The organism is Mesorhizobium hawassense, from assembly GCF_003289945.1.
Lineage (GTDB): Bacteria > Pseudomonadota > Alphaproteobacteria > Rhizobiales > Rhizobiaceae > Mesorhizobium > Mesorhizobium hawassense.
Map to the genome: position 1 here is coordinate 215,533 of NZ_QMBP01000004.1, position 20,403 is coordinate 235,935.

The following is a 20,403-nucleotide window of genomic DNA, read 5'->3' on the forward strand; positions in this document are numbered from 1 at the left end:
TGCAACGTTCGGCAGGCAACAACATCACCAGGTACTTCAATGACCGACCCCGCAGCCGCCTTGCGCGAGATACTCGGACCGAAAGGCTGGCTTTCGGGCGATGACGCTCAACCCTTCCAGCGCGATTGGCTCAACCGTTATGGCGTTCGGCCATTGGGCGTCGCCCGGCCGGCAAATACCGCGGAGGTGGCCGCGGTCGTCAAGGCTTGTCGGCAGGCCGGATTAGCCGTTGTGCCGCAAGGCGGCAACACCGGCCTGTGCGGCGGTGCTGTTGCCGATCAAACAAATGTGGTGATCGTCTCGCTGTCGCGCATGACGGCCATTGGCGAGCCCGATCCGGAGAGCGGCTCGATTGCGGTCGAGGCTGGCGTCGTGCTTGCCTCCCTGCACGAAGCGCTGGAGCCGCATGGGCTGATGTTCCCTATGCATCTGGGCGCCGAAGGCAGCGCCAGGATCGGCGGCCTGATCGGCACCAATGCCGGCGGCAGCCATGCATTCCGCTTCGGCATGATGCAGGACCTTGTGCTCGGCCTTGAGGTCGTGATGCCGGATGGCACGGTTTGGGACGGTCTTCGCGCGGTGCAGAAGGACAATGCCGGCTATCAGTTGCGCAAGCTGTTCTGCGGTTCGGAAGGCACGCTTGGAATTGTGACGCGAGCAGTGCTGCGCCTCTGTCCCATGCATCGGCAGCAGACGAGCGCGCTCCTGGTCATGTCCGATTTCGCGGCTGCCGTTTCCTTCGGCGCCTTCTTGCGCGGCGAGGCCGGAGAGTTCCTGACCGGCCTCGAATTCTTTTCCGATGTCGGCCTGACCCTGGCGCTCAAGCATCTGCCCGACCTCGCCTATCAGTTGGAGACGCGAGGCGACGTCTATCTGCTCGTCGAGATGGCGTCGGGCTCGACGCGCGTCCCCCTCGACGACATCCTGGCTTCGGCGCTGGAATGGGGCATGGAACAAGGCGTGGTCGTGGATGGCGCGCTGGCCAATTCGGGCGCGCAGCGCGCGCAGTTCTGGCGCCTGCGCGAGGAACAGCCCGAGGGACAGCGGCTGGAGGGCGAGCAGCTCAAGCACGACATCTCCGTGCCGCCAGGCGCGATCGCGCGCTTCATCGAAGCCGGCGCCAAGACCTGCCACGACATCCTTCCGGGCACTCGGAGCAACCCGTTCGGCCATCTCGGCGACGGCAACATCCCACTACAATCTGTCGCCGCCCGAAGGCCGCGCCGATTTCGACGGCAAGGCCGGAGCGTTCGCCGAGGCGCTGGCCGCTTTAGCCACCGGGATGGGCGGCAGCTTCGCGGCCGAGCATGGCCTGGGCCGCGCCAAGATCGCCATGGCCGACCGGAATCGCGGCACTGTCGAGCGCGAGCTCATGGCGCGGTTGAAGGACGCGTTCGATCCGCAGGGCACGATGAACCCCAGTGTTTTGGTGCGAACCAGGGCGCGTTGAGATTCAGGTCAGGCCGAGTCGAAAATGGCGGTTTCCGAGAACCGGAGCGGAGCGTACTTAAGGTACGTGAGCACTGGAAGCGCAGGAAGCCGGCATTTGCAGGCCGGCCTTGCCTGAATATCGACACGCCTTGCACGGTAAAGAAAAACTTTCGTATGCATCGCATTTCTTGATTTCGCGCCGGTCCGCCACAGTGCAGGTATAGTTCCGAAGGGCAGGCTCGGTCCGCTTGCCGCCAGCTTTAAGAGGATGTCGAGGCATGGTCCGCAATGGCGGTCACCTTCTTGTCGAGTGCCTGATCGCCTTGGGCGCGACCAAGAGCTTCGGCGTTCCCGGCGAAAGCTATCTCGCCGTGCTCGACGCCTTGCACGACACCCATGGCAAGCTCGACTATGTGCTTTGCCGCAACGAGGGCGGCGCGGCCTTCATGGCATCGGCCTATGGCAAGCTGACGGGATCGCCGGGCATCTGCTTCGTGACGCGCGGCCCGGGCGTGACCAATGCCAGCATCGGCGTGCATACCGCGATGCAGGACAGCTCGCCGATGATCCTGTTCGTCGGCCAGGTCGGCACCGACATGAAGGGCCGTGAAGCCTTCCAGGAAATCGACTACCGGGCGGTGTACGGAACGGTCGCCAAATGGGCTGTCGAGATCGACGACGTCGCGCGGCTGCCCGAAATCGTGGCGCGCGCCTGGACCACGGCCTTGACCGGACGGCCCGGCCCCGTCGTCGTCGCGCTGCCGGAAGATATGCTGACGACCCTGACCGAGGCCGCGCCGCTCAGCGGCCCCGCTTCGATTTTCGAAGCTGCTCCATCGCAGGACGCCATCGCGTCGGCGCTGGAAATGCTTGCCTCCGCCGAGAGGCCGGTGCTGCTCATGGGCGGCGCCAACTGGACGGCTGACGGGATTGCCGCGCTCCAGGCCTTCGCCGAGGCTTCCGACATCCCTGTCGTCGCCGCCTTCCGCTACCAGGACCAGTTCGACAACCATTCGCCCGTTTTCGTCGGCGAAGCCGGCGTCGGCATGGTGGCGCATGTCAAGAAGCTGGTCGGCGACGCCGACGTGATCCTGGCCGTCAATGTCCGCTTCGGCGAGATGACCACCGATGGCTACACGCTGCTTTCCGTACCGGTGCCGCGCCAGAAGCTGATTCATGTGCACGGCTCCGATCGCGAGATCGGCAAGATCTATGTGCCGACGATCGGCATCCATGCCGGCCCGAACGCCTTCGCCAAGGCACTTACCTCGGTCAAGGGTGGCTGGGCCGACTGGCGCGCGGAGGCGCGCAAGGCCTATGAAGGCACCTTCGCCGCGCCCGTCCAGCCCGGCCCCGTCGACATGGTCGCGGTCAGCGCCTGGCTGCGCGAGACCTTGCCGGCAGACGTCATCTTGACCAACGGCGCCGGCAATTTCACGGTATGGCCGAACAAGTTCTTCAAATTCGGGCCGCAGGCGCGGCTGCTTGCGCCGCAATCCGGCGCCATGGGCTACGGCCTGCCGGCGGCGGTCGCCGCCAAGGTCGCGTATCCTCAGCGCACAGTCGTCTGCTTTGCCGGCGACGGCGACTTCCAGATGAACTGCCAGGAACTCGGCACCGCGATGCAGGCGGGCGCGCAGCCGATCGTGCTGATCATCAACAACGGCATCTACGGCACCATCCGCGCGCATCAGGAGCGCAACTACCCGGCGCGCGTTTCCGGCACCTCGCTGGAAAACCCCGACTTCGTGACGCTGGCCAAGGCTTACGGCTTCCACGCCGAGCGTGTCGAAGCGACACAGGATTTCGCCGCGGCGTTCGAGCGGGCGCTGAAGTCCGCGACCGGCGCGGTCCTCGACATCGCCATCTCGCCCGAAGCGCTCACGCCCCGGCAGACCCTCTCCCAGATGCGCGACGCCGCGCTCGCTTCCCAGAAGGCCAAGGCATGACCTCCAGATCAGACGACATCCGCCTCGGCGCGGACATCGGCGGCACCTTCACCGACATCGCCCTCGATGTCAGGGGAACGATGTTCTCGACCAAGGTACTGACCAATTATGCCGCACCCGAGCAGGCGATCCTCGACGGCATCGACGTCGTCATCCGCGATGCCGGAATTTCAGCAGCCGAGATCGGCATCATCATCCACGGCACGACGCTCGCCACCAACGCGCTGATCGAGCGCCGTGGCGCCAGGACGGCGCTGATCACGACGGAAGGTTTCCGCGACGTGATCGAGATGCGGACGGAAAACCGCTTCGAGCAATACGATCTCAACCTGCAACTGCCGAAGCCGCTGATCCCGCGCGAGGACCGTTTCACGGTCAAGGGCCGCATCGGGGCCGAAGGGCAGGAATTGCAGCCCCTCGACGAAGCCGCCCTCGAAGAGATCGCCGATCGCATCGCGGCCGGCAATTTCGGCTCGGTCGCGATCGGCTTCATCCATGCCTACGCCAATCCGGACCACGAGCAGCGAGCTCGTAAGATCCTCGCCCGCAAACTCAGCATCCCTATTTCGATCAGCGCCGAGGTCTCGCCGCAGATGCGCGAGTTCGAGCGCTTCAACACGGTCTGCGCCAACGCCTATGTGCGGCCGCAGATGGCCGACTATCTCGCCCGCCTGCAGACGCGCCTGAAGGACATGGGCGCCGAATGCCCTGTCTTCATGATCCATTCCGGCGGCGGCCTGATCTCGGTGGAGACCGCTTCGGAATTCCCGGTGCGACTGGTCGAATCCGGCCCCGCCGGCGGCGCGATCTTTGCCGCCGACATCGCCCGTCGCTTCGGTCTGGAAAATGTCGTCTCCTATGACATGGGCGGCACCACCGCAAAGATCTGCCTGATCGAGGACTATGCGCCGCGCACCGCGCGGACCTTCGAAGTGGCCCGCACCTATCGCTTCTCGAAAGGCTCGGGCATGCCGATCTCCATTCCGGTGATCGAGATGATCGAGATCGGCGCCGGCGGCGGCTCCATCGCCTGGGTCGACGCCATGGGCCGCATTCAGACGGGGCCTGAAAGCGCCGGCTCGGAGCCGGGTCCGGCCTGTTACGGCCGCGGCGGCAAGCGCCCGGCGATCACCGATGCCGACCTGGTGCTCGGCAAGCTCGACCCCGACAATTTTGCCGGCGGCGCGATCAGGCTCGACACGGCCGCGTCGGAACAGGCGATCCTGCGCGATGTCGGCGAGCGCCTGTCGCTGAATGCCATGTCGACCGCCTTCGGTATCTGCGAGGTGGTGGACGAGAACATGGCCAATGCCGCCCGCGTCCATGCCGTCGAGAACGGCAAGAACATCTCCGACAATCTGATGATCGCCTTCGGCGGCGCCGCGCCCCTCCACGCCGCAAGGCTCTGTGAAAAGCTCGGCATCGACCAGTGCATCGTGCCGCGCGGCGCCGGCGTCGGGTCGGCGATCGGCTTCCTCAAGGCGCCGTTCGGCTATGAGGCGCTGGCCTCGAAGCTGACGCGCCTGTCGCGCTTCAAACCGCCGGAAGTGAATGCCCTGCTCGCCGACCTCAAGGCCTCCGCCGAGGGTTTCGTCCGTAGCGGCGCCAGCGGCAGGATCGTCTGCGAGATCACGGCTTTCATGCGCTATGCCGGCCAGGGCTGGGAAATCCCCGTGCCACTGGCGGACGAGCCGTTCGGCGACGATGCGGTGGCCAAGCTCAAGGACCTGTTCGAGAGCAGCTATCAGCGCTTCTTCGGCCGCGCCATCGAAGGCCTCGACGGGCTGGAGATCGAGATCGTCACCTGGTCGGTGAAGGCCACCGATGTTCGTCCTGCCGTTGCGAGGCACGAGCTGACCAAGGGCAAGAAGACGAACCAACCGGCGACGACCCGCGCGGTCTTCGATCCGGCGACCGGCGCGCCGCAGACCTATGGCATCGTCGAGCGCGATACGCTTTGCGCCGGCGACCGCGTCGCCGGCCCGGCCGTCATCGTCGAGCGCGAGACCTCCACCGTCGTCACCACCAGCTTCGACGCCGTCATCCAGAGCGACGGCGCAATCCTTCTGGTCCGCAAAGGCAGCCAGTCATGAGCGATATTGGCGAAATCCGCATGCAGGTCATGTGGAACCGGTTGATCTCGGTGGTCGAGGAGCAGGCGCTGACCTTGCTGCGCACCGCCTTCTCGACCTCGGTGCGCGAATCCGGCGACCTGTCGGCCGGCGTGTTCGACCCGCGCGGCCAGATGCTGGCGCAGGCGGTCACCGGCACGCCCGGCCACGTCAACACCATGGCGGAAGCCGTGCTGCATTTCATGAACGCAATCCCGCGCGAGGAGATGTTCGAAGGCGACACCTATGTCACCAACGACCCCTGGCTCGGCACCGGCCATCTGCACGACATCACCATGGTGTCGCCATCCTTCCTCAACGGCGAGCTCGTCGCCTTCTTCGCCTGCACGGCGCATGTCGTCGATGTCGGCGGCCGCGGCTTCGGCGCCGATGGCAAGTCGGTCTATGAGGAAGGCATCCAGATCCCGATCATGAAGTTCGCGGAAAAGGGCAAGGTCAATCTCGATCTCGTCCGCATCCTGCGCGCCAATGTCCGCGAACCGAACCAGGTCGTCGGCGATTTCTACTCTTTGGCCGCCTGCAACGAGGTCGGCCACCGCCGCCTCGTCGACATGATGAAGGAGATCGGCCTCACCTCGCTCGACGGCCTCGGCGACTTCATCTTCTCGCGCACCCGCGATGCCATGCTCGAACGCATCGCGGCGCTGCCGAAGGGAAGCTGGTCGAACGAGTTGGTGACCGACGGCTACGACGAGCCCGTGAAGCTGGCGGCGACGGTCTCGGTGCGCGACGATCATGTCGAGGTCGATTTCACCGGCACCGACCCGATGAGCCGCTGGGGCATCAACTGCCCGATCATCTACAGCAAGGCTTATGCCTGCTACGCGCTGAAATGCATGGTGGCGCCCGACATCCCCAACAATGCCGCCTCGCTCGCCTTCTTCACCGTCTCGTCGCCCATCAACATCCTGAACGCCGTGCGTCCTGCACCCGTCGCGCTGAGGCATATTTTCGGCCACATGGTTCCCGATCTGGTGCTGGGCGCGTTCTCCAAGGCGCTGCCCGGAAAGATCCTCGCCGAAGGTGCCGGCGCGCTCTGGAACATCCATATCTCGGCGCGCCCCGCCGTCGGCGCGTCCGGCCGCCGCGCCGAGGTGCTGATGTTCAACTCCGGCGGCATGGGCGCACGCCCCGAGCTCGACGGTCTGTCGGCGACCGCGTTCCCGTCCGGCGTGCACACGATGCCGATCGAAGCGACCGAGCATACCGGCCCGATCGTCATCTGGCGCAAGGAGTTGCGGCCCAACTCCGGCGGCGACGGCGAATTTCGAGGCGGCCTGGGACAGGTCATCGAGATCGCCGCGACCGACGGTCACGAGTTCGACTTCTCGGCCATGTTCGACCGCGTCAATCATCCCGCCCACGGCCGCAATGGCGGCAAGCCGGGCGTCGCCGGCGTCGTCAAGCTCGATGACGGCACCAAGATGCGCCCCAAGGGCTGGCAGCATGTGCCGGCCGGGCGCCGGCTGATCCTCGAGCTGCCGGGCGGCGGCGGCTATGGCGATCCGGCCAAGCGTAGCGCGGCCGCGCGGGCCAATGACCGATCCAAGGGTTACATCACGGAGAACGACTGATGAGCTATGTTGCCTCGCGCCTGTCGGTGGTGAAACCCTCCGCCTCAATGGCCGCTTCGCAGGCCGCCAAGGCGCTACGCGCCAAGGGCGTGGACGTGATCGATCTCGGCCTGGGCGAGCCCGATTTCCCGACGCCGCATCACATCATCGATGCCGCTCATTTCGCCGCCAAGGCCGGCCAGACGCTCTACACGGCGGCTGCCGGCACGCCTGAGGTGCGCGAAGCCATCGCGGGAAAATTCCGCCGCGAGAACGGGCTGGACTATACGGCCGACGACATCGTCATCGCCAATGGCGCCAAGCAGATCATCTTCAATGCGCTGATGGCGACGCTGGAGACGGGCGACGAGGCGATCCTGCCGGCGCCCTATTTCGTCTCCTATCCGGAGATGGTGAAGCTGCTCGGCGGCGCGCCGGTCGTCGTCGAATGCCCGGAGACCACCGGTTTCCGGCTGACGCCGGCGCTGCTGGAAAAGGCAATCACGCCAAGGACGAAGTGGCTCTTCCTCAACATGCCGGGCAACCCCTCCGGCGCGGTCTATTCTCAGTCCGATCTGAAGGCGCTGGGCGCGGTGCTGGCGAAGCATCCGCAGGTGCTCATCCTGTCCGACGAGATCTACGAGCACATCCTGTTCGACGGGCGCGAGTTCGTCTCGTTCGGCAAGGCCTGTCCCGAGCTCAAGGACCGCACGCTGATCGTCAACGGCGTCTCGAAATCCTATGCCATGACCGGCTGGCGCGTCGGCTATGCCGCCGGGCCGGCGCCGCTTCTGAAGGCAATGTCGACGATCCAGAGCCAGTCCTGCACCTCGGTGTGCTCGATCGCTCAGGCCGCGACCGTCGCAGCACTCAACGGCCCACAGGACGAGGTCGGGCGTTTTCGTCAGGCTTTCGAGAGGCGCCGCGACCTGGTCGTCGACGGCATCCGCAAGATCAACGGCCTGACGCTGTCGCCGCCGGATGGCGCCTTCTACGCCTATATCGGCTGCGCCAGCCTGATCGGCCGCAAGACGCCCAAGGGCGTCGTGCTCGACGACGACGCGGCCGTATCGAACTATCTTCTCAACGAAGGCCGGGTGGCGTCAGTGCCCGGCGTCGCCTATGGACTGTCACCCTATTTCCGCATCTCGACCGCGACCAGCGAAGAGGTGCTGACCGAGGCGATCTCGCGGATCAACGCCGCCGTCGCGCAAGTGGAGTAAAGCATGCCGCATTACGAACGTATCCTGATCACCGGCGCCGCCGGCCGGCTCGGCTCGGAGCTGCGCAAAGGGCTGGTGCCGCTAGCCAAAAAAATTCGTCTGGCGGGGCGCCAACCGTTTGGTGATCTTGCGCCGCACGAGGAGGAAGCGATCTTCGACCTCGCCGACATGGAAGCGACGATCGCAGCGACCAAGGATTGCGACGGGATCGTGCATTTCGGCGGCGCGCCGCTCGAATGCGAGTGGCAGACCATCCTCGATTCCAGCATCCGCGGCTCCTACCACATCTATGAAGGCGCCCGGAAACACGGCGTGAAGCGCGTCATCTACGCCTCGTCGGTGCATGCCATCGGCTATCACGAGATCGAGGCGCATATCGGTGTCGACGCACCGGTGCGTCCCGACAGCCTCTATGGCGTGTCGAAGAATTTCGTCGAGAGCCTCAGCCGGCTCTATTGGGACAAGTTCGGCATCGAGACGGTGTGCCTGCGCATCTTCTCGTCTTTCCCCGAACCGGCCGACCGCCGCATGCTGTGGTCGTACCTCTCCTTCGCCGACTGCGTGCGCCTGGTCGAGGCATCGCTGACCGCGCCGCGCGTCGGCCACACGATCTCCTTCGGCATCTCCGACAACAAGCTGAAGATGGTCGACAACAGTGGCGCCGACCACCTTGGATTCATCCCGCAGGACAGCGCCGAGCCGTTCCGCGCCGCCGTCGAGGCGAAGACCCCTGCTCCCGACCCGAAGAAGCCTTCGGTGAAATATCTCGGCGGCTGGTTCTGCGAACTCGGCCACCCGGACGACAAGCCGGCCGAATAGCGTGGCACTCAGCCAACGGGAGGCAGGCTGTCCTCGAGGAAACGATGCCAGGCGCCGCCGAGCACAAGCGCGGTTTCGCCCTTGCCGAAGCCAGCTGACAGAAGGCCCTCCGAAAGCCCGGGGAAATCGAGATTCGATCCGAACCAGGACGGCTGCGCCGGAAAGCTGGCGGCCGCCTGGATGTCCCGGGTCCAGCGGCCCTCGCGCATCCAGCGCACGACGCCGTCGGGCTGGTCCTGGCAGAGATCCGAGCCGATGCCGAGATGCCCCGCTCCCATGATTTCAGCCGCTTCCTTGGCCATGTTGCCAAATTGATTGAGCGTCGTGTCCGAACCGTTCGGAAGATGCAGCGGATAGAGCGAAAGGCCGAGCAGTCCCTCTTTCACGCTCAGCGCCTTCAGGACGGCCTTAGATACATTGCGGTTGCTGTCGCGCAGCCAGCGCGGGTTGGCGTGGCTGATGACCACGGGCCGCTGCGAGAGCGCGATCGTTTCCAGCGCGGTCCGCTCGCCGGCATGCGACAGATCAATGATCATGCCGAGACGGTTCATTTCGGCGATCGCCGCGCGCCCCATGCGCGTGACGCCGCTGTCCTCCTTCTCCATCCAGCCGCAGCCGAGCAGCGACTGGTTGTTGTAGGTGAGTTGCATGAAGCGGATGCCGAGATCGAAAAGCATCTCGATCAGGCCGATATCGTCTTCCATCGGCATCGGGTTCTGCAGCCCGAGGAAAATAGCCGTTCGGTTCGTGGCCCGCGCCCGCGCGATGTCGCCGCTGTCGCGCGCCAGAAGGATCAGGTCCTCATTGTCGCGGAAGCGTGTCCGCCAATCGACGAGATGGCGCACGGTCTCGCGAAAACCTTCGTGATAGCCGACGGTGGCGTGGACCGCGGTCAGCCCGCCCTGGCGCATCTCCTCGAAAATCGCGCGCGACCAGTTGCAGTATTGCAGCCCGTCGATCAGCACTCGAGGCGCGTCGCTGGTCATTCGGGCGCGCCCGCGTGGATGTAGGACGTCTTGACCTGGGTGTAGAACTCAGCCGCCGAGCGCCCCTGCTCGCGTGGACCGTAGCTGGAGCCGCGGACGCCGCCGAACGGCACGTGATAGTCTGTCCCGGCGGTGGCCAGGTTGACCATGACGCAGCCCGAGCGCGAGGCGTGGCGGAATTTCGTCGCGCGCGCCAACGAGCGCGTGGCGATCCCCGCCGTCAGCCCATAGGGCGTATCGTTGGCAAGCAGGATCGCCTCTTCGAGATCGTCGGCTTGAATGACGCAGGTGATCGGCGCGAACATCTCCTCCTGGTTGATGCGCATGCGCGAGCGCCCGTTGAGAAACACGGCGGGCGCCATGTAGTGCCCCTTGTGCGCAAGGTCGAGCGCCTCGCCGCCCGTCGCAAGCTCGGCGCGTTCGCTTTTGCCGAGCGCCACATAGTCGAGATTGGCGGCGAGCTGTTCGGCGCTGACGACCGGCCCCATCTGGACCCCGGCCTCCAGGGCATGGCCAACCTTCAGCGCCTTGGTCTTCGCCAAGAACTTCTCGACGAAGGCATCATGCACAGGCCGGTGCACGATCAGCCGGGACGACGCCGTGCATTTCTGTCCGGTGCCGCCAAAGGCGCCGTTCACGGCCAAATCGACCGCGCGATCGAGGTCGGAATCGTCCATGACCACGAACGGATTCTTCGACCCCATTTCGAGCTGCAGCTTCACGAAGCGTGCGGCGGCCAGCGCCGCGATCCCGGAGCCGACGGCGCCGGAGCCGGTGAAGCTCAGGCCCTGGATATCGGCATTGGCGGCGAGCTCGCGGCCGATCGTCGAGCCCGATCCCATCACCAGATTGAACAGGCCTTTCGGGATCGCCTGCCGGCTGATGATCTCGGCCAGCGCCCAGGCGCTGGCCGGCGTGACGCTGGCCGGCTTCCAGACCACCGCATTGCCGAAGGCCAGCGCCGGCGCGATCTTCCACGACGCGGTGGCGATGGGGAAATTCCAGGGCGAAATGATCGCCACGACGCCGAGCGGCTCGCGCTCGATCACCACATCCACGCCGGCCCTGACGGAGTCGGCCGAGCCGCCCAGATTACGCAGCGCCTCTGCGGCGAAATAGGTGAAGAACTGTCCGGCGCGATAAACCTCGCCGACGCCCTCCGGAAGGGTCTTGCCCTCCTCGCGCGACAAAAGTTCACCAAGTTCCTTCGAGCGCGCCATCAATTCGCGTCCGACGGCATCGAGGACGGCGGCCCGCGCTTCGAGGCCGGCCGCCGCCCATTCCCGCTGCGCGCTTTGCGCCGCCGCCACGGCGTCATGGATGTCGGATGGTCGCGCCTGGGCGAAGCGCCCGACAATGTCGGTGACGTCCGATGGGTTGACGTCCTCGACCCAGTCGGCGCCATCGCGCCACTCGCCCGCAATGAAGTTCTGACCGTTCAGCATCCTGTTCGACCTGCATCAATTCGGTTGACATGACCTAACCAATGCTGTGAATTTCAATCAAGCTAAATTTTTGGCACAAACGTTCAGGCAAGCTTAACAGTGACGAAAACCATCAGCCTGACCGGCATGCGCAGCTTCGTCGCCGTCTGCGAAACCGGCGGCGTGCGCGCCGCAGCGGATCAGATCGGCCGCACGCCGTCGGCCGTGTCGATGACCTTGAAGCAGCTCGAAGACGATATCGGCGCGCCGCTGTTCGAGAGCGAGCGCAAGGGCGCGCTTTCGCCGGTCGGCCGCATCGTGCTCGACGAGGCGCGCGCCATGATCGCGCATTATGATCGCGCCTGTCTGGCGATGACGAGCTATGCGGCGGACCTGCAGGGCCGCTGCGACGTGGCAAGCGTGCCTTCGGTCGCCGTGACCTTGCTGCCGCGCGCCATCGCCCAGCTTCGCGCCGAGGGCGGCAGGTTCGACATCCATGTTCGCGACAGCGATTCCAACGCCATCGTCGAGGCGGTCGAAAACGGCATGGTCGAGGTCGGTCTGTGCGTGCTCGCCAGCAAGCGGCCGCAGCTCAGTTTCGAGCCATTGTTCCACGAACCGCTGGATTTCGTCTGCCCGGTCGATCATCCTTTGGCGAAATCGAAGCGTCCGTTGAAATGGGCGCAGCTGGAAGGTGAGAGCTTCATCCGCAATGGCGCGGCAGCGGCGCTCGGGCTTGCCGAGATCGAGGCGCTTGCCGCCGGCTCGAAACTCACCGCGACCAATGTGAGCTCCAATCTGGCGATGGTCGAGGCCGGGCTCGGCGTCACCATCCTGCCCCGGCTCTGCCGCTGGAAATGCAGCCACGCCGTGCGCTTCGTTCCGCTTGCCGATCCGCGCTCGAGCCGCACGGTCGGCTGGATCGCCAAGGAGGGCCGGAACCTGCAGCCGGCATCGCTGCGATTCATCGAATGCATGCGCCTGCAGACGCGGGCCGGAGAAGGAGAGTTCGGCTATGCGACTGCCTGACGGGTGGATGACCAGATGCCGCGCCTGACGCAAGCCCGGATCGAGACACTCGCCCGCGCGGCCCTGATGCGCCACGGCGCCAGCGGGGCGCAGGCCGATGCCTTGGCAGCGGGCATCGCGGCGGCCGAACGCGACGGGCTGAAGTCGCACGGCCTGATGTATCTGCCGACCTATTGCGAGCATCTGACCTGCGGCAAGGTTCTGGGGTTGGCGGAGCCCAGCCTGACGCGGCCGGCGCCGGCGGTTCTCGCCGTCGATGCCGGCAACGGCTTTGCCCATGCGGCCATCGCCACCGGCCTGCCGCCGCTGATCGAGGCGGCCCGCTCGCAAGGCGTGGCGGCGCTCGCCATCCGCAACTCCTACAATTGCGGCGCGCTCGGCTATCACACCGAACGCATCGCTCAGGCTGGCCTGGTCGGGCTGGGGTTCACCAACGCGCCGGCGTCGATCGCGCCCTGGGGTGGCCGCAAGGCGGCCGTCGGCACCAATCCCTGGTCGCTGGCGGTTCCCGACGGACAAGGTGGCGCGAAGTTCGTCATAGACCAGAGCGCCAGCGTCGTCGCCAAGAGTGAAGTCATCAAGCGCGCCCGCGCCGGCGAGCCGATCCCCCCCGGCTGGGCCTTCGACGCGAGCGGCGAAACGACCACCGACGCGAGCGAAGCGCTGAAAGGCACGATGGCGCCGGCGGGCGGCTACAAGGGCGTCGGCTCCGCCCTTCTGGTGGAAATCTTCGCCGCGTGCTTGACGGGCGCCAATCCCGGGCTTGTCGCCAGCCCGTTCTCCGGCACGACCGGAGGGCCGCCTGGAACCGGCCAGTTCTTCCTGGCGGTCGCGCCGGACGCGACTTCGGCGGGCGCGTTCGCGGGCAATCTCGAAATCGTCGCCGGCGCCTTCACCGGCGAAGCGAGGCTTCCAGGCACGAAGCGTTTCGGCACGCGCGAGCGCAGCGCAGTCGAAGGCATCGAGGTGGCGGCTGAAACGCTTGCCACCTTGGAGAAGCTCGCAGGGACCACGGCATGACGGCGATCGCGCTTCGCCCGCCCGAGATCGTCATGCGCCTGCAGCGGCTTGGCGCGGCGCATCCGACGCGTCTCAGCTTCCTGCGTCAGCTGATCCGCCGCGCCGCCAGAGAGAAATGGCGCGTGCGCAAACATCTGTTCGATCTCGACGACAATGGTTTCGGGCGCGCGGTCTATGCGGTCGAGACACCGGCAAGGACCTACAGCCTGGTCGCGTTCTCGACCCCGCTCGACGACGAGAAGCGGTCCGACCGGGTGATCGCGCAGGCCTGGGACACCAGCTACGCGCTTTACGACGGATTGCCGGACTCAGCCGAGATCGCGCGGCTGGAAGCCAATGCGCCGCTGCAGGAAGCAGGCCGCTACACCAGCCGCGAACTCGTGCTGGCGCGCGCGAACAAGAGCGTGCGGCTGTTCGAGGAGGTTGCCGCAACGCTGGCGCAGGGCCGCCAGCCGGACGAGGAGCAACTGCTCGGCGTTGGCTATCTGCTTCGCACCACGGCGGTCTACGGCAACGGCAAGTTCGGCATCGCCGATCGCGACGAGATCGCCTCGCGACCGGAGCTTGCCGGATCCTTCCAGGCCGAGATGCTCACCGTCTGGCTGATCCGCTCCTTCACGCTCGATCTGGTCGATCACATCGCCCATCGCCGCAATCCGGCCGGCGCGGCCAGACTGGCGCCGGATTTGCGCAGGGCGCTCGGCGTGGGCAATGCGACGGGGCTGGGCATGGCTCCTTTCCTAGTTCGCCATCCGCTGCTGACGCATAGCTGGTTCCTGGCGCGCGAAACCGCGCTCGCGCGGGTACGCGCCGAACCACATGCCGGCAAGGTGGAACGAAACGCCTTTTCGAAATCTCTCGCCGATCTGCGCCGACGCGTCGCCCGCTGGCACAGCGACGACAGCCGCCAGGCCGCAGCAACGCGGTCGCTCGCCGACGACCTCGACACGCTGGCGGAAAATCTCGACCGGCTTCTGGCGAAGCCGCGCCCCTGGGATCCGCTCTACCGCTTCGCCGAACACCATTTCTCGCTCGAGGGGCAGGAAGCCTGCGTTTCGCTGATCCTCGAACCCCACGGCACCCTGGTCGACGATCTCGGCGACACGATGAAGGCCGACGAGACGCACGGCCACGCAATCGACGGCAGTATGAGTTGCGCCTCGCTCCGCCAGGCGCTTCTCGACTCCTATTCCTGGGCGGAAAGCGTCGACTTCGCTGACCCGGCCGCCAATGCGCGCTTCTGGTATGTTTCCGCGGAGAAGCTCGAGCCGAGGCTCGGTGAGCGCTTCGAGGAGGATGGCGCCGAGCTTGAACAGCCCTTGGCCACCGCGCGCGACGCGCTCGGCCTGGCCGCCGCGCTATCCGAGGAGCCGGCCTCGAGCCGCGTCGCGGACTTCCTGCTGCGCCGCCCGGAATGGCGCCATGCGGTTCGGCGCGCCCAGATCGTCGCCAAATTCCCCTACGCCGAGATCCACGACAATCTGATCGGCGCCGAATTGCGGCCTGTCGACATTTTGCGCGCCAAGCTCGCTTTCTTCGGCGCGCGCAGTTTCGATCCGCGCTCCGACCGCTGGCTGCGCATTGCGCTGTTCAGCGGCGAACCGCTGATCGAGGACGTCGGCACGGCAGGAGAAGCCGCGTGATCGACCTGTCGCTCAACGAGGTGGAAACGCTGAGCACCAAGGCGGCGCGGGGTGCCGGATTTTCGTGGGGCCTGGCCGAGGACATTGGGCGGGCGGCAAGGCGGATCGCGGTCGAAGACGAAGCCTGGGGCGTGGCCATGCTGAGCCTTGCCGAAAACGCGCAATCCTTCGCGGCACCCGATCCTGCCCGCGCGGCGCGCTGGCGGTGCGGCGAGGCCGACAAGCCGGCCGAAAGGCCGCTCTGCCCTATCCGGACCGCGGCCCTGCTGCTCGACGATCCGCCTTCGGCGAGCGCGATACCGCTGGCGATCCTGGATGTCGGCCTGCCGGTCTGGCTCGACGCAATGCTGCGCCGATCGAACATGCGCGTGGCGGAGCGGCCCGAGTTGCTGACGCCGCGGGCAGACGTGGTCATCGAAAACCGCGCCGAGGTGGCGCAGCCGGTCACGGGCCGGCGCGGGGCGATCGAGGAACGGACGCTCGCCGCGCTGAATTCCTTCGCGGCCAGAACCTATGTGCCCGAAAGCGAAAGGTCGCGCGTGCGCGGCGCCGGCGGAGGCCGCGTCGACGATGAATAAGGGGAGAGAAGAATGAGCGCAGCCGACGGCCAGAAGATCGCCATGCGGGGAGCGGGTTACTATTCGGCGAACACCGTCGGCGCCAAATACGTCATCGACAAGGTCGCCGATCTCGTCGTCGAGGCCGTCGCCAAGATGCCCCGGCTCGCAGACGGCCAGCCATTCGCGATCGCCGATTTCGGCGCGGCCGACGGCGGCACGTCGATGGACATGATGCGGCGGCTGGTCGGCGCCGTGCGGAAGACAGAACCGGATCGGGCGATATCGATCACCTACACCGACCTGCCGCACAATGATTTCTCGACCCTGTTCAGGCTCAGTCAGGGACTTCTCGGGACCTCCACCGAGGCGCCGCTGGCCGAGACCCCTTCCCTCTACATCTTCGGCAGCGGCACCAGCTTCTATCGCCAGATCGTGCCGGACAATTCGCTCTCGTTCGGCTTCTCCGCCACCGCGATGCATTGGATCAGCAAGCGGCCCTGCATGATCGCCGACCATGTCCAGGCGGTCGGCGCGAGCAATGCCGAGCGCGAGCAGTTCCGCGCGCAGGCCCTTCGCGACTGGGAGACGATCCTGCTTGCCAGGGCGCATGAACTGCGGTCCGGCGGCAGGCTCGCGCTGGCCAATTTCTGTATCGATGAAGAAGGCCGCTATCTCGGCCATACGACGGGCGCCGACATGTTCGATTGCTTCGCGCGCCATTGGCGCGACCTGCTGCGCGCCGGGCGGATCAGCGAGACGGAATACGTCAACGCGACGTTCCAGCAATTCTACAAGACGCCGGACGAGTTCGCAGCACCCTTCCGCGATCCCGCCTCGCCGGTGTCGCAGGCCGGACTAAAGCTGGAGACGATGTTCACCATGGTGACGCCCTGCCCCTATGCCGAGGCGTTCCGGACCCACCGCAACGCGCCGGATTTCGCCAGGGCCTATGTGCCGACTCTGCGCTCCTGGTCCGAAACCGTTTTCGCGAACGCGCTCGATCCCGCGCGACCGGCAAGCGAGCGCTCGGCAATCATCGACGATTTCTACAACACCTACGAAGCCGATGTCGCACGAACGCCGGAAGATCACCGCATGGACTACGTCCACTGCGTGACGGAGATCGTCAAATCGTAGCGGACCGGCTTCAGCGTCGCGCCATCCGACCACATGATCGGACGGCCTCTATTCGGCCGCCAGCGCCGTCACTTCCCGCCGGAACGGCAAGGCATCGCCGATATCGGCTTCGTCCAGTTCGCGGGCGAAGCGATGGCCGGCATAGGTTGCCCAGGCGATGGGTCCCGGCGCTTCGGCGTCGCCGATGACCTTGGCCGAACGGATGCCGTTGCCGGTCCACTCGTTTTCCCGGGCCTTGAGATCGCGCCACACGGCATCGTCCTGATTGCGCGACGTCACCAGGACGACGGCGTCGGCCGCCAGCTCGCGGCGCGCGCCGGTATAGACGCAGGCCGTGACGACACCGCCCGCAGCGATGTTCGTAACGGTCCTGTTGAGGACGATATCGACTCCCAGCTCCGCCAGGCGGCGGTGGATGGCCCCCTGCTCCAGCGTGTTGCGGGTCCAGTCCGAGACATAGGCCGATGGGGTCACCAGGGTCACCTTCGCGCCCTGGCGCGCCATCAGCTCGGCGAGCACGCCACCCATGTAGTAGTGGTCGTCGTCGAACAGCACGACATTGCCACCCGGCACCTTGCCGCCCATCAGATCGTCCGGTGTGTAGACTGGCGTGGCGGGATCGATCGGCATCGGCACGACATGGGCGCGCGCGACGCCGTCGCGACGCCATGTCGATCCGGTGGCGATGGCGACGTTCTGGAAGCCAAAGGACAGGATGTCGTCCGCCGTCAGCCGGCTTTCGAAATAGATATCGACATTCGGCATCCGGCTGAGCTGATACTGCCGGTAGTCGCGCACCCGGCCCCAGGCCGAGAGGCCGGGCAGCAGACATTCGCGCGCCACGCGTCCGCCAAGCTCGGTGTCGGCTTCCGCTATCGCCACCTGATAGCCGCGCAGGCCGAGCGCGCGGGCGGCTTCCAGTCCGGCGGGTCCGGCGCCGACGATCAGCACGCTGTCGCTGTCGCCCTTGGCCTGCATGCGCTCCGGATGCCAGCCCTTGCGCCATTCCTCCATGAAGGTCGGGTTCTGGGTGCAGCGCGAGATCGACATCGTCATGTCACCGGTGATGCAGATGTTGCAGCCGATGCATTCGCGGATGTCCTCGATCCGTCCCTCCTCGACTTTCCTCGGCAGGAAGGGATCGGCGATCGACGGCCGGGCGCAGCCGATGAAGTCGAGCGTGCCCGATTTGATCATCCGCACCATCACGTCCGGCGAGGTGAAGCGGCCGACGCCGACGACCGGCTTCGTGGTCAGCCTTTTGATGCCGGAGACGAGGCTTTCCTGCGCCGCCTCTTCCTTGAAGCGCGACGGCCCCGAGCAATCCTCCCAAGCGCCGTGCGCGAGGTCCCAGAGGTCGGGCAGCTCGGCATGCATCTCGATCATGTCGCGGACTTCCGAATTGGCGAAGCCGAGTTCGCCGATCATCTCGTCCAGCGACAGCCGCAGTGTCAGGCCGCAAGTGTCGCCGATCGCGTCGCGTCCTTCCTCGATCAGCTCGCGCATCAGCCGCGAGCGGTTTTCCAGCGAGCCGCCATATTCGTCGCTGCGCTGGTTGGTGGCGGTGGACAGGAAATGCTGGATGATGCCGAAGCCGTGCGCGCCGTAGAGGCACACCAGGTCGAAGCCCGCCTGCTTCGCGCGTTTGAAGGCGTTGCGGTGCCAGCGGCGCAGGTCGCGGATATCCTCTCTGTCCATGGCGCGCGCCTGCACCGGATCGTTGGTGAAGGTGCGGATCGGCAGGGCCGAAGGCCCGCGCGGAACCTCCTTGGTGTAAAGATTGGGCCCGTTGATGCCGGAATAGGCGAGCTGGACACCGGCGAGTGCCCCGTACTCGTGCATGGCCTTGGCCATCTTGGCCAGCGCCGGAATGTCGGCATCATCCCACAACCTGAGCTCGATGAAGGGCGTGATCTCGGAGGTGTGATGCATCTCCGTCTGCTCGGTGAAGATGACGCCCCATCCGCCTTCCGACTTCATGCGGCGCATCTCGGCCGCGGCCGACGGATCGCGATAACCACCGCCATTGCAGTGCGGAACCTGGTAGAAGCGGTTCTTGGCCGTCACCGGGCCGATCTTCATCGGCTCGAACAGAATGTCGTAGCGTGGGTCGCGCATAATAGCTTCCTTGATGCCGGTTCGGTCCTGCCGATCCGCCGAGACTACTCATAAGTTGGCGCTGGCGCGGGAAAACTATGGATTTCTTCTGCGCCGATTAGGACGCGCCTAATCGCCCTTGCATGGATTAGCCTCAGATGAACCGGGGCTGAGACAAATGCGACTTCAGCGCTGCCGCACCGCGGTGCTACACAGCCGGCTGCGGCAACGGACAAGAGACATGGACAGCATCAGTATCCTCGAAAAGCTGCTCGCCTTCCCGACGGTGAGCCGCGACTCCAACCTCGACCTGATCGGCTATGTGGCCGATCTGCTCCAAGCAAACGGCATAACCAGCCAGCTCATCCACAGCGCGGACGGCCACAAGGCCAATCTCTTCGCCACCATCGGGCCGGCCGACAGACCCGGCATCATGCTGTCCGGCCACACCGATGTCGTTCCCGTCGACGGCCAGAACTGGACATTGCCGCCCTTCGCGATGACCCAGCGCGACGGCAGGCTTTACGGGCGCGGCGCGGCGGACATGAAGGGCTTCGTCGCCTCCGCCCTCGCGGCCTGCCTGAAGGCTTCGAAAATGGCGCTTCGCACGCCCCTGCATCTGGCGCTCTCCTACGACGAGGAGGTCGGCTGTCTCGGCGTGCGCGACCTGATCGAAATGCTGAGCGCGGCGCCGCAACGCCCACTGCTCTGCATCGTCGGCGAGCCGACCAACATGCAGGTGGCGACCGGGCACAAGGGCAAGCTCGCAGCGCGCGCCGTCTGCAAGGGACGCGAAGGCCATTCGGCGCTCGCTCCGCTGGCGCTCAACGCCATCCATCTCGGCTGCGATTTCGTGCGCGCCCTGCGCGACGAGCAGGAGCGGCTGGCCCGCGAAGGCGCCCGCGACGGCGACTACGACATTGCCTACACAACCGTGCATGTCGGCAGGATCAATGCCGGCGTGGCGCTCAACATCGTGCCCAATCTCTGTCAGGTCGATTTCGAGATCCGCAACGTCGCCGCCGACGATGCCGGCGACGTTCTCGACAGGCTGCGCGGTGCCGCGGCACGCATTGCCGCCAACGCCGCTTCGATCGCGCCCGAAGCCGCGATCGACATCGAGATCACCAACACCTATCCGGGCCTCGACACGCCGGCCGCCTCGGAAGCGGTCGCCTTCGTCAAATCGCTGACCGGCGCCAACGGCACCATGAAAGTCGCTTACGGCACCGAAGGCGGATTGTTCAGCCGCGATCTAGGCACGCCTGCCGTCGTCTGCGGGCCGGGCTCCATGGCGCAGGGACACAAGCCGGACGAGTATGTCAGCCTCGAGCAATTGCGGCGTTGCGACGAGATGCTGGAGCGACTGCTGTCGCGTCTCACTGACGGGCCGTGAAATT

At 66.0% G+C, this 20,403-nt stretch carries 15 protein-coding genes and 1 pseudogene; 13 read left to right on the forward strand and 3 right to left on the reverse strand.

What is annotated here, in order from left to right:
• Nucleotides 1–39 precede the first annotated feature (39 nt).
• The 7 genes and pseudogenes from DPM33_RS11185 to DPM33_RS11210 all read left to right on the forward strand — a co-directional run.
• Nucleotides 40–1,134 (forward strand): annotated as a pseudogene (locus DPM33_RS11185) (FAD-binding oxidoreductase); the annotation flags it as partial.
• A gap of 127 nt (nucleotides 1,135–1,261) precedes the next feature.
• Entirely contained in the window at nucleotides 1,262–1,450 is a 189-nt protein-coding gene (locus DPM33_RS37410; RefSeq protein WP_342634335.1) for an FAD-linked oxidase C-terminal domain-containing protein, read from the forward strand.
• 259 nt (nucleotides 1,451–1,709) lie between these two features.
• Nucleotides 1,710–3,380, forward strand: a complete 1,671-nt coding sequence (locus DPM33_RS11190) for a thiamine pyrophosphate-binding protein (RefSeq protein WP_112097488.1) — start codon at nucleotides 1,710–1,712, stop codon at nucleotides 3,378–3,380.
• Nucleotides 3,377–5,473, forward strand: a complete 2,097-nt coding sequence (locus DPM33_RS11195; RefSeq protein WP_112097489.1) for a hydantoinase/oxoprolinase family protein — start codon at nucleotides 3,377–3,379, stop codon at nucleotides 5,471–5,473. The genes DPM33_RS11190 and DPM33_RS11195 overlap by 4 nt, the downstream gene beginning before the upstream one ends.
• Nucleotides 5,470–7,086 (forward strand): hydantoinase B/oxoprolinase family protein, encoded by a 1,617-nt coding sequence (locus DPM33_RS11200; RefSeq protein ID WP_112097490.1) that lies wholly within the window; start codon nucleotides 5,470–5,472, stop codon nucleotides 7,084–7,086. Before DPM33_RS11195 ends, DPM33_RS11200 begins: the two co-directional genes overlap by 4 nt.
• Nucleotides 7,086–8,288 (forward strand): pyridoxal phosphate-dependent aminotransferase, encoded by a 1,203-nt coding sequence (locus DPM33_RS11205; RefSeq protein ID WP_112097491.1) that lies wholly within the window; start codon nucleotides 7,086–7,088, stop codon nucleotides 8,286–8,288. The genes DPM33_RS11200 and DPM33_RS11205 overlap by 1 nt, the downstream gene beginning before the upstream one ends.
• Nucleotides 8,289–8,291: 3 nt before the next feature.
• On the forward strand, nucleotides 8,292–9,107 hold the full coding sequence (locus tag DPM33_RS11210) for an NAD-dependent epimerase/dehydratase family protein (protein ID WP_112097492.1): 816 nt from the start codon (nucleotides 8,292–8,294) through the stop codon (nucleotides 9,105–9,107).
• 8 nt (nucleotides 9,108–9,115) lie between these two features.
• Here DPM33_RS11210 and DPM33_RS11215 read toward each other — a convergent pair whose 3' ends face one another.
• Nucleotides 9,116–10,093 (reverse strand): membrane dipeptidase, encoded by a 978-nt coding sequence (locus DPM33_RS11215; RefSeq protein ID WP_112097493.1) that lies wholly within the window; start codon nucleotides 10,091–10,093, stop codon nucleotides 9,116–9,118.
• Nucleotides 10,090–11,538 carry an aldehyde dehydrogenase family protein gene (locus DPM33_RS11220; RefSeq protein WP_112097494.1) on the reverse strand — a complete coding sequence of 483 codons (1,449 nt, stop codon included), beginning with the start codon at nucleotides 11,536–11,538 and terminating at the stop codon, nucleotides 10,090–10,092. Before DPM33_RS11220 ends, DPM33_RS11215 begins: the two co-directional genes overlap by 4 nt.
• Nucleotides 11,539–11,637: 99 nt before the next feature.
• On the opposite strand from DPM33_RS11220, the gene DPM33_RS11225 reads away from it, so the two are divergent.
• Genes DPM33_RS11225 through DPM33_RS11245 form a run of 5 tightly spaced genes read left to right on the forward strand, consistent with a single transcriptional unit; the run spans nucleotide 11,638 to nucleotide 16,906 of the window.
• Nucleotides 11,638–12,546, forward strand: a complete 909-nt coding sequence (locus tag DPM33_RS11225) for a LysR family transcriptional regulator (RefSeq protein WP_112097495.1) — start codon at nucleotides 11,638–11,640, stop codon at nucleotides 12,544–12,546.
• Between the two features lie 3 nt (nucleotides 12,547–12,549).
• Nucleotides 12,550–13,566, forward strand: coding sequence for an Ldh family oxidoreductase (locus tag DPM33_RS11230; RefSeq protein ID WP_245442075.1), 1,017 nt, complete (start codon nucleotides 12,550–12,552; stop codon nucleotides 13,564–13,566).
• Nucleotides 13,563–15,209 carry a hypothetical protein gene (locus tag DPM33_RS11235; protein ID WP_112097496.1) on the forward strand — a complete coding sequence of 549 codons (1,647 nt, stop codon included), beginning with the start codon at nucleotides 13,563–13,565 and terminating at the stop codon, nucleotides 15,207–15,209. The genes DPM33_RS11230 and DPM33_RS11235 overlap by 4 nt, the downstream gene beginning before the upstream one ends.
• The gene (locus DPM33_RS36645; RefSeq protein WP_208648383.1) at nucleotides 15,206–15,787 is read left to right on the forward strand and encodes a DUF3726 domain-containing protein; all 582 of its coding nucleotides are present in this window, start codon (nucleotides 15,206–15,208) and stop codon (nucleotides 15,785–15,787) included. Before DPM33_RS11235 ends, DPM33_RS36645 begins: the two co-directional genes overlap by 4 nt.
• Before the next feature lie 12 nt (nucleotides 15,788–15,799).
• Nucleotides 15,800–16,906 (forward strand): class I SAM-dependent methyltransferase, encoded by a 1,107-nt coding sequence (locus tag DPM33_RS11245; RefSeq protein WP_112097497.1) that lies wholly within the window; start codon nucleotides 15,800–15,802, stop codon nucleotides 16,904–16,906.
• Nucleotides 16,907–16,954: 48 nt separating this feature from the next.
• Here DPM33_RS11245 and DPM33_RS11250 read toward each other — a convergent pair whose 3' ends face one another.
• Nucleotides 16,955–19,024: an oxidoreductase gene (locus DPM33_RS11250; protein WP_112097498.1), complete on the reverse strand. Its 2,070-nt coding sequence runs from the start codon at nucleotides 19,022–19,024 to the stop codon at nucleotides 16,955–16,957.
• 220 nt (nucleotides 19,025–19,244) lie between these two features.
• Between DPM33_RS11250 and argE the strand changes: the two genes are divergently transcribed.
• Nucleotides 19,245–20,399, forward strand: coding sequence for an acetylornithine deacetylase (gene argE, locus DPM33_RS11255; protein WP_112097499.1), 1,155 nt, complete (start codon nucleotides 19,245–19,247; stop codon nucleotides 20,397–20,399).
• The last annotated feature ends 4 nt before the right edge of the window (nucleotides 20,400–20,403 follow it).

Excerpts from the sequence above, each read along its gene's own strand:
- DPM33_RS11190 (WP_112097488.1), top strand. The coding sequence starts at position 1,710 with ATGGTCCGCAATGGCGGTCACCTTCTTGTCGAGTGCCTGATCGCCTTG.
- DPM33_RS11195 (WP_112097489.1), top strand. The coding sequence starts at position 3,377 with ATGACCTCCAGATCAGACGACATCCGCCTCGGCGCGGACATCGGCGGC.
- DPM33_RS11200 (WP_112097490.1), top strand. The coding sequence starts at position 5,470 with ATGAGCGATATTGGCGAAATCCGCATGCAGGTCATGTGGAACCGGTTG.
- DPM33_RS11205 (WP_112097491.1), top strand. The coding sequence starts at position 7,086 with ATGAGCTATGTTGCCTCGCGCCTGTCGGTGGTGAAACCCTCCGCCTCA.
- DPM33_RS11210 (WP_112097492.1), top strand. The coding sequence starts at position 8,292 with ATGCCGCATTACGAACGTATCCTGATCACCGGCGCCGCCGGCCGGCTC.
- DPM33_RS11215 (WP_112097493.1), bottom strand. The coding sequence starts at position 10,093 with ATGACCAGCGACGCGCCTCGAGTGCTGATCGACGGGCTGCAATACTGC.
- DPM33_RS11220 (WP_112097494.1), bottom strand. The coding sequence starts at position 11,538 with ATGCTGAACGGTCAGAACTTCATTGCGGGCGAGTGGCGCGATGGCGCC.
- DPM33_RS11235 (WP_112097496.1), top strand. The coding sequence starts at position 13,563 with ATGACGGCGATCGCGCTTCGCCCGCCCGAGATCGTCATGCGCCTGCAG.
- DPM33_RS11245 (WP_112097497.1), top strand. The coding sequence starts at position 15,800 with ATGAGCGCAGCCGACGGCCAGAAGATCGCCATGCGGGGAGCGGGTTAC.
- DPM33_RS11250 (WP_112097498.1), bottom strand. The coding sequence starts at position 19,024 with ATGCGCGACCCACGCTACGACATTCTGTTCGAGCCGATGAAGATCGGC.
- argE (WP_112097499.1), top strand. The coding sequence starts at position 19,245 with ATGGACAGCATCAGTATCCTCGAAAAGCTGCTCGCCTTCCCGACGGTG.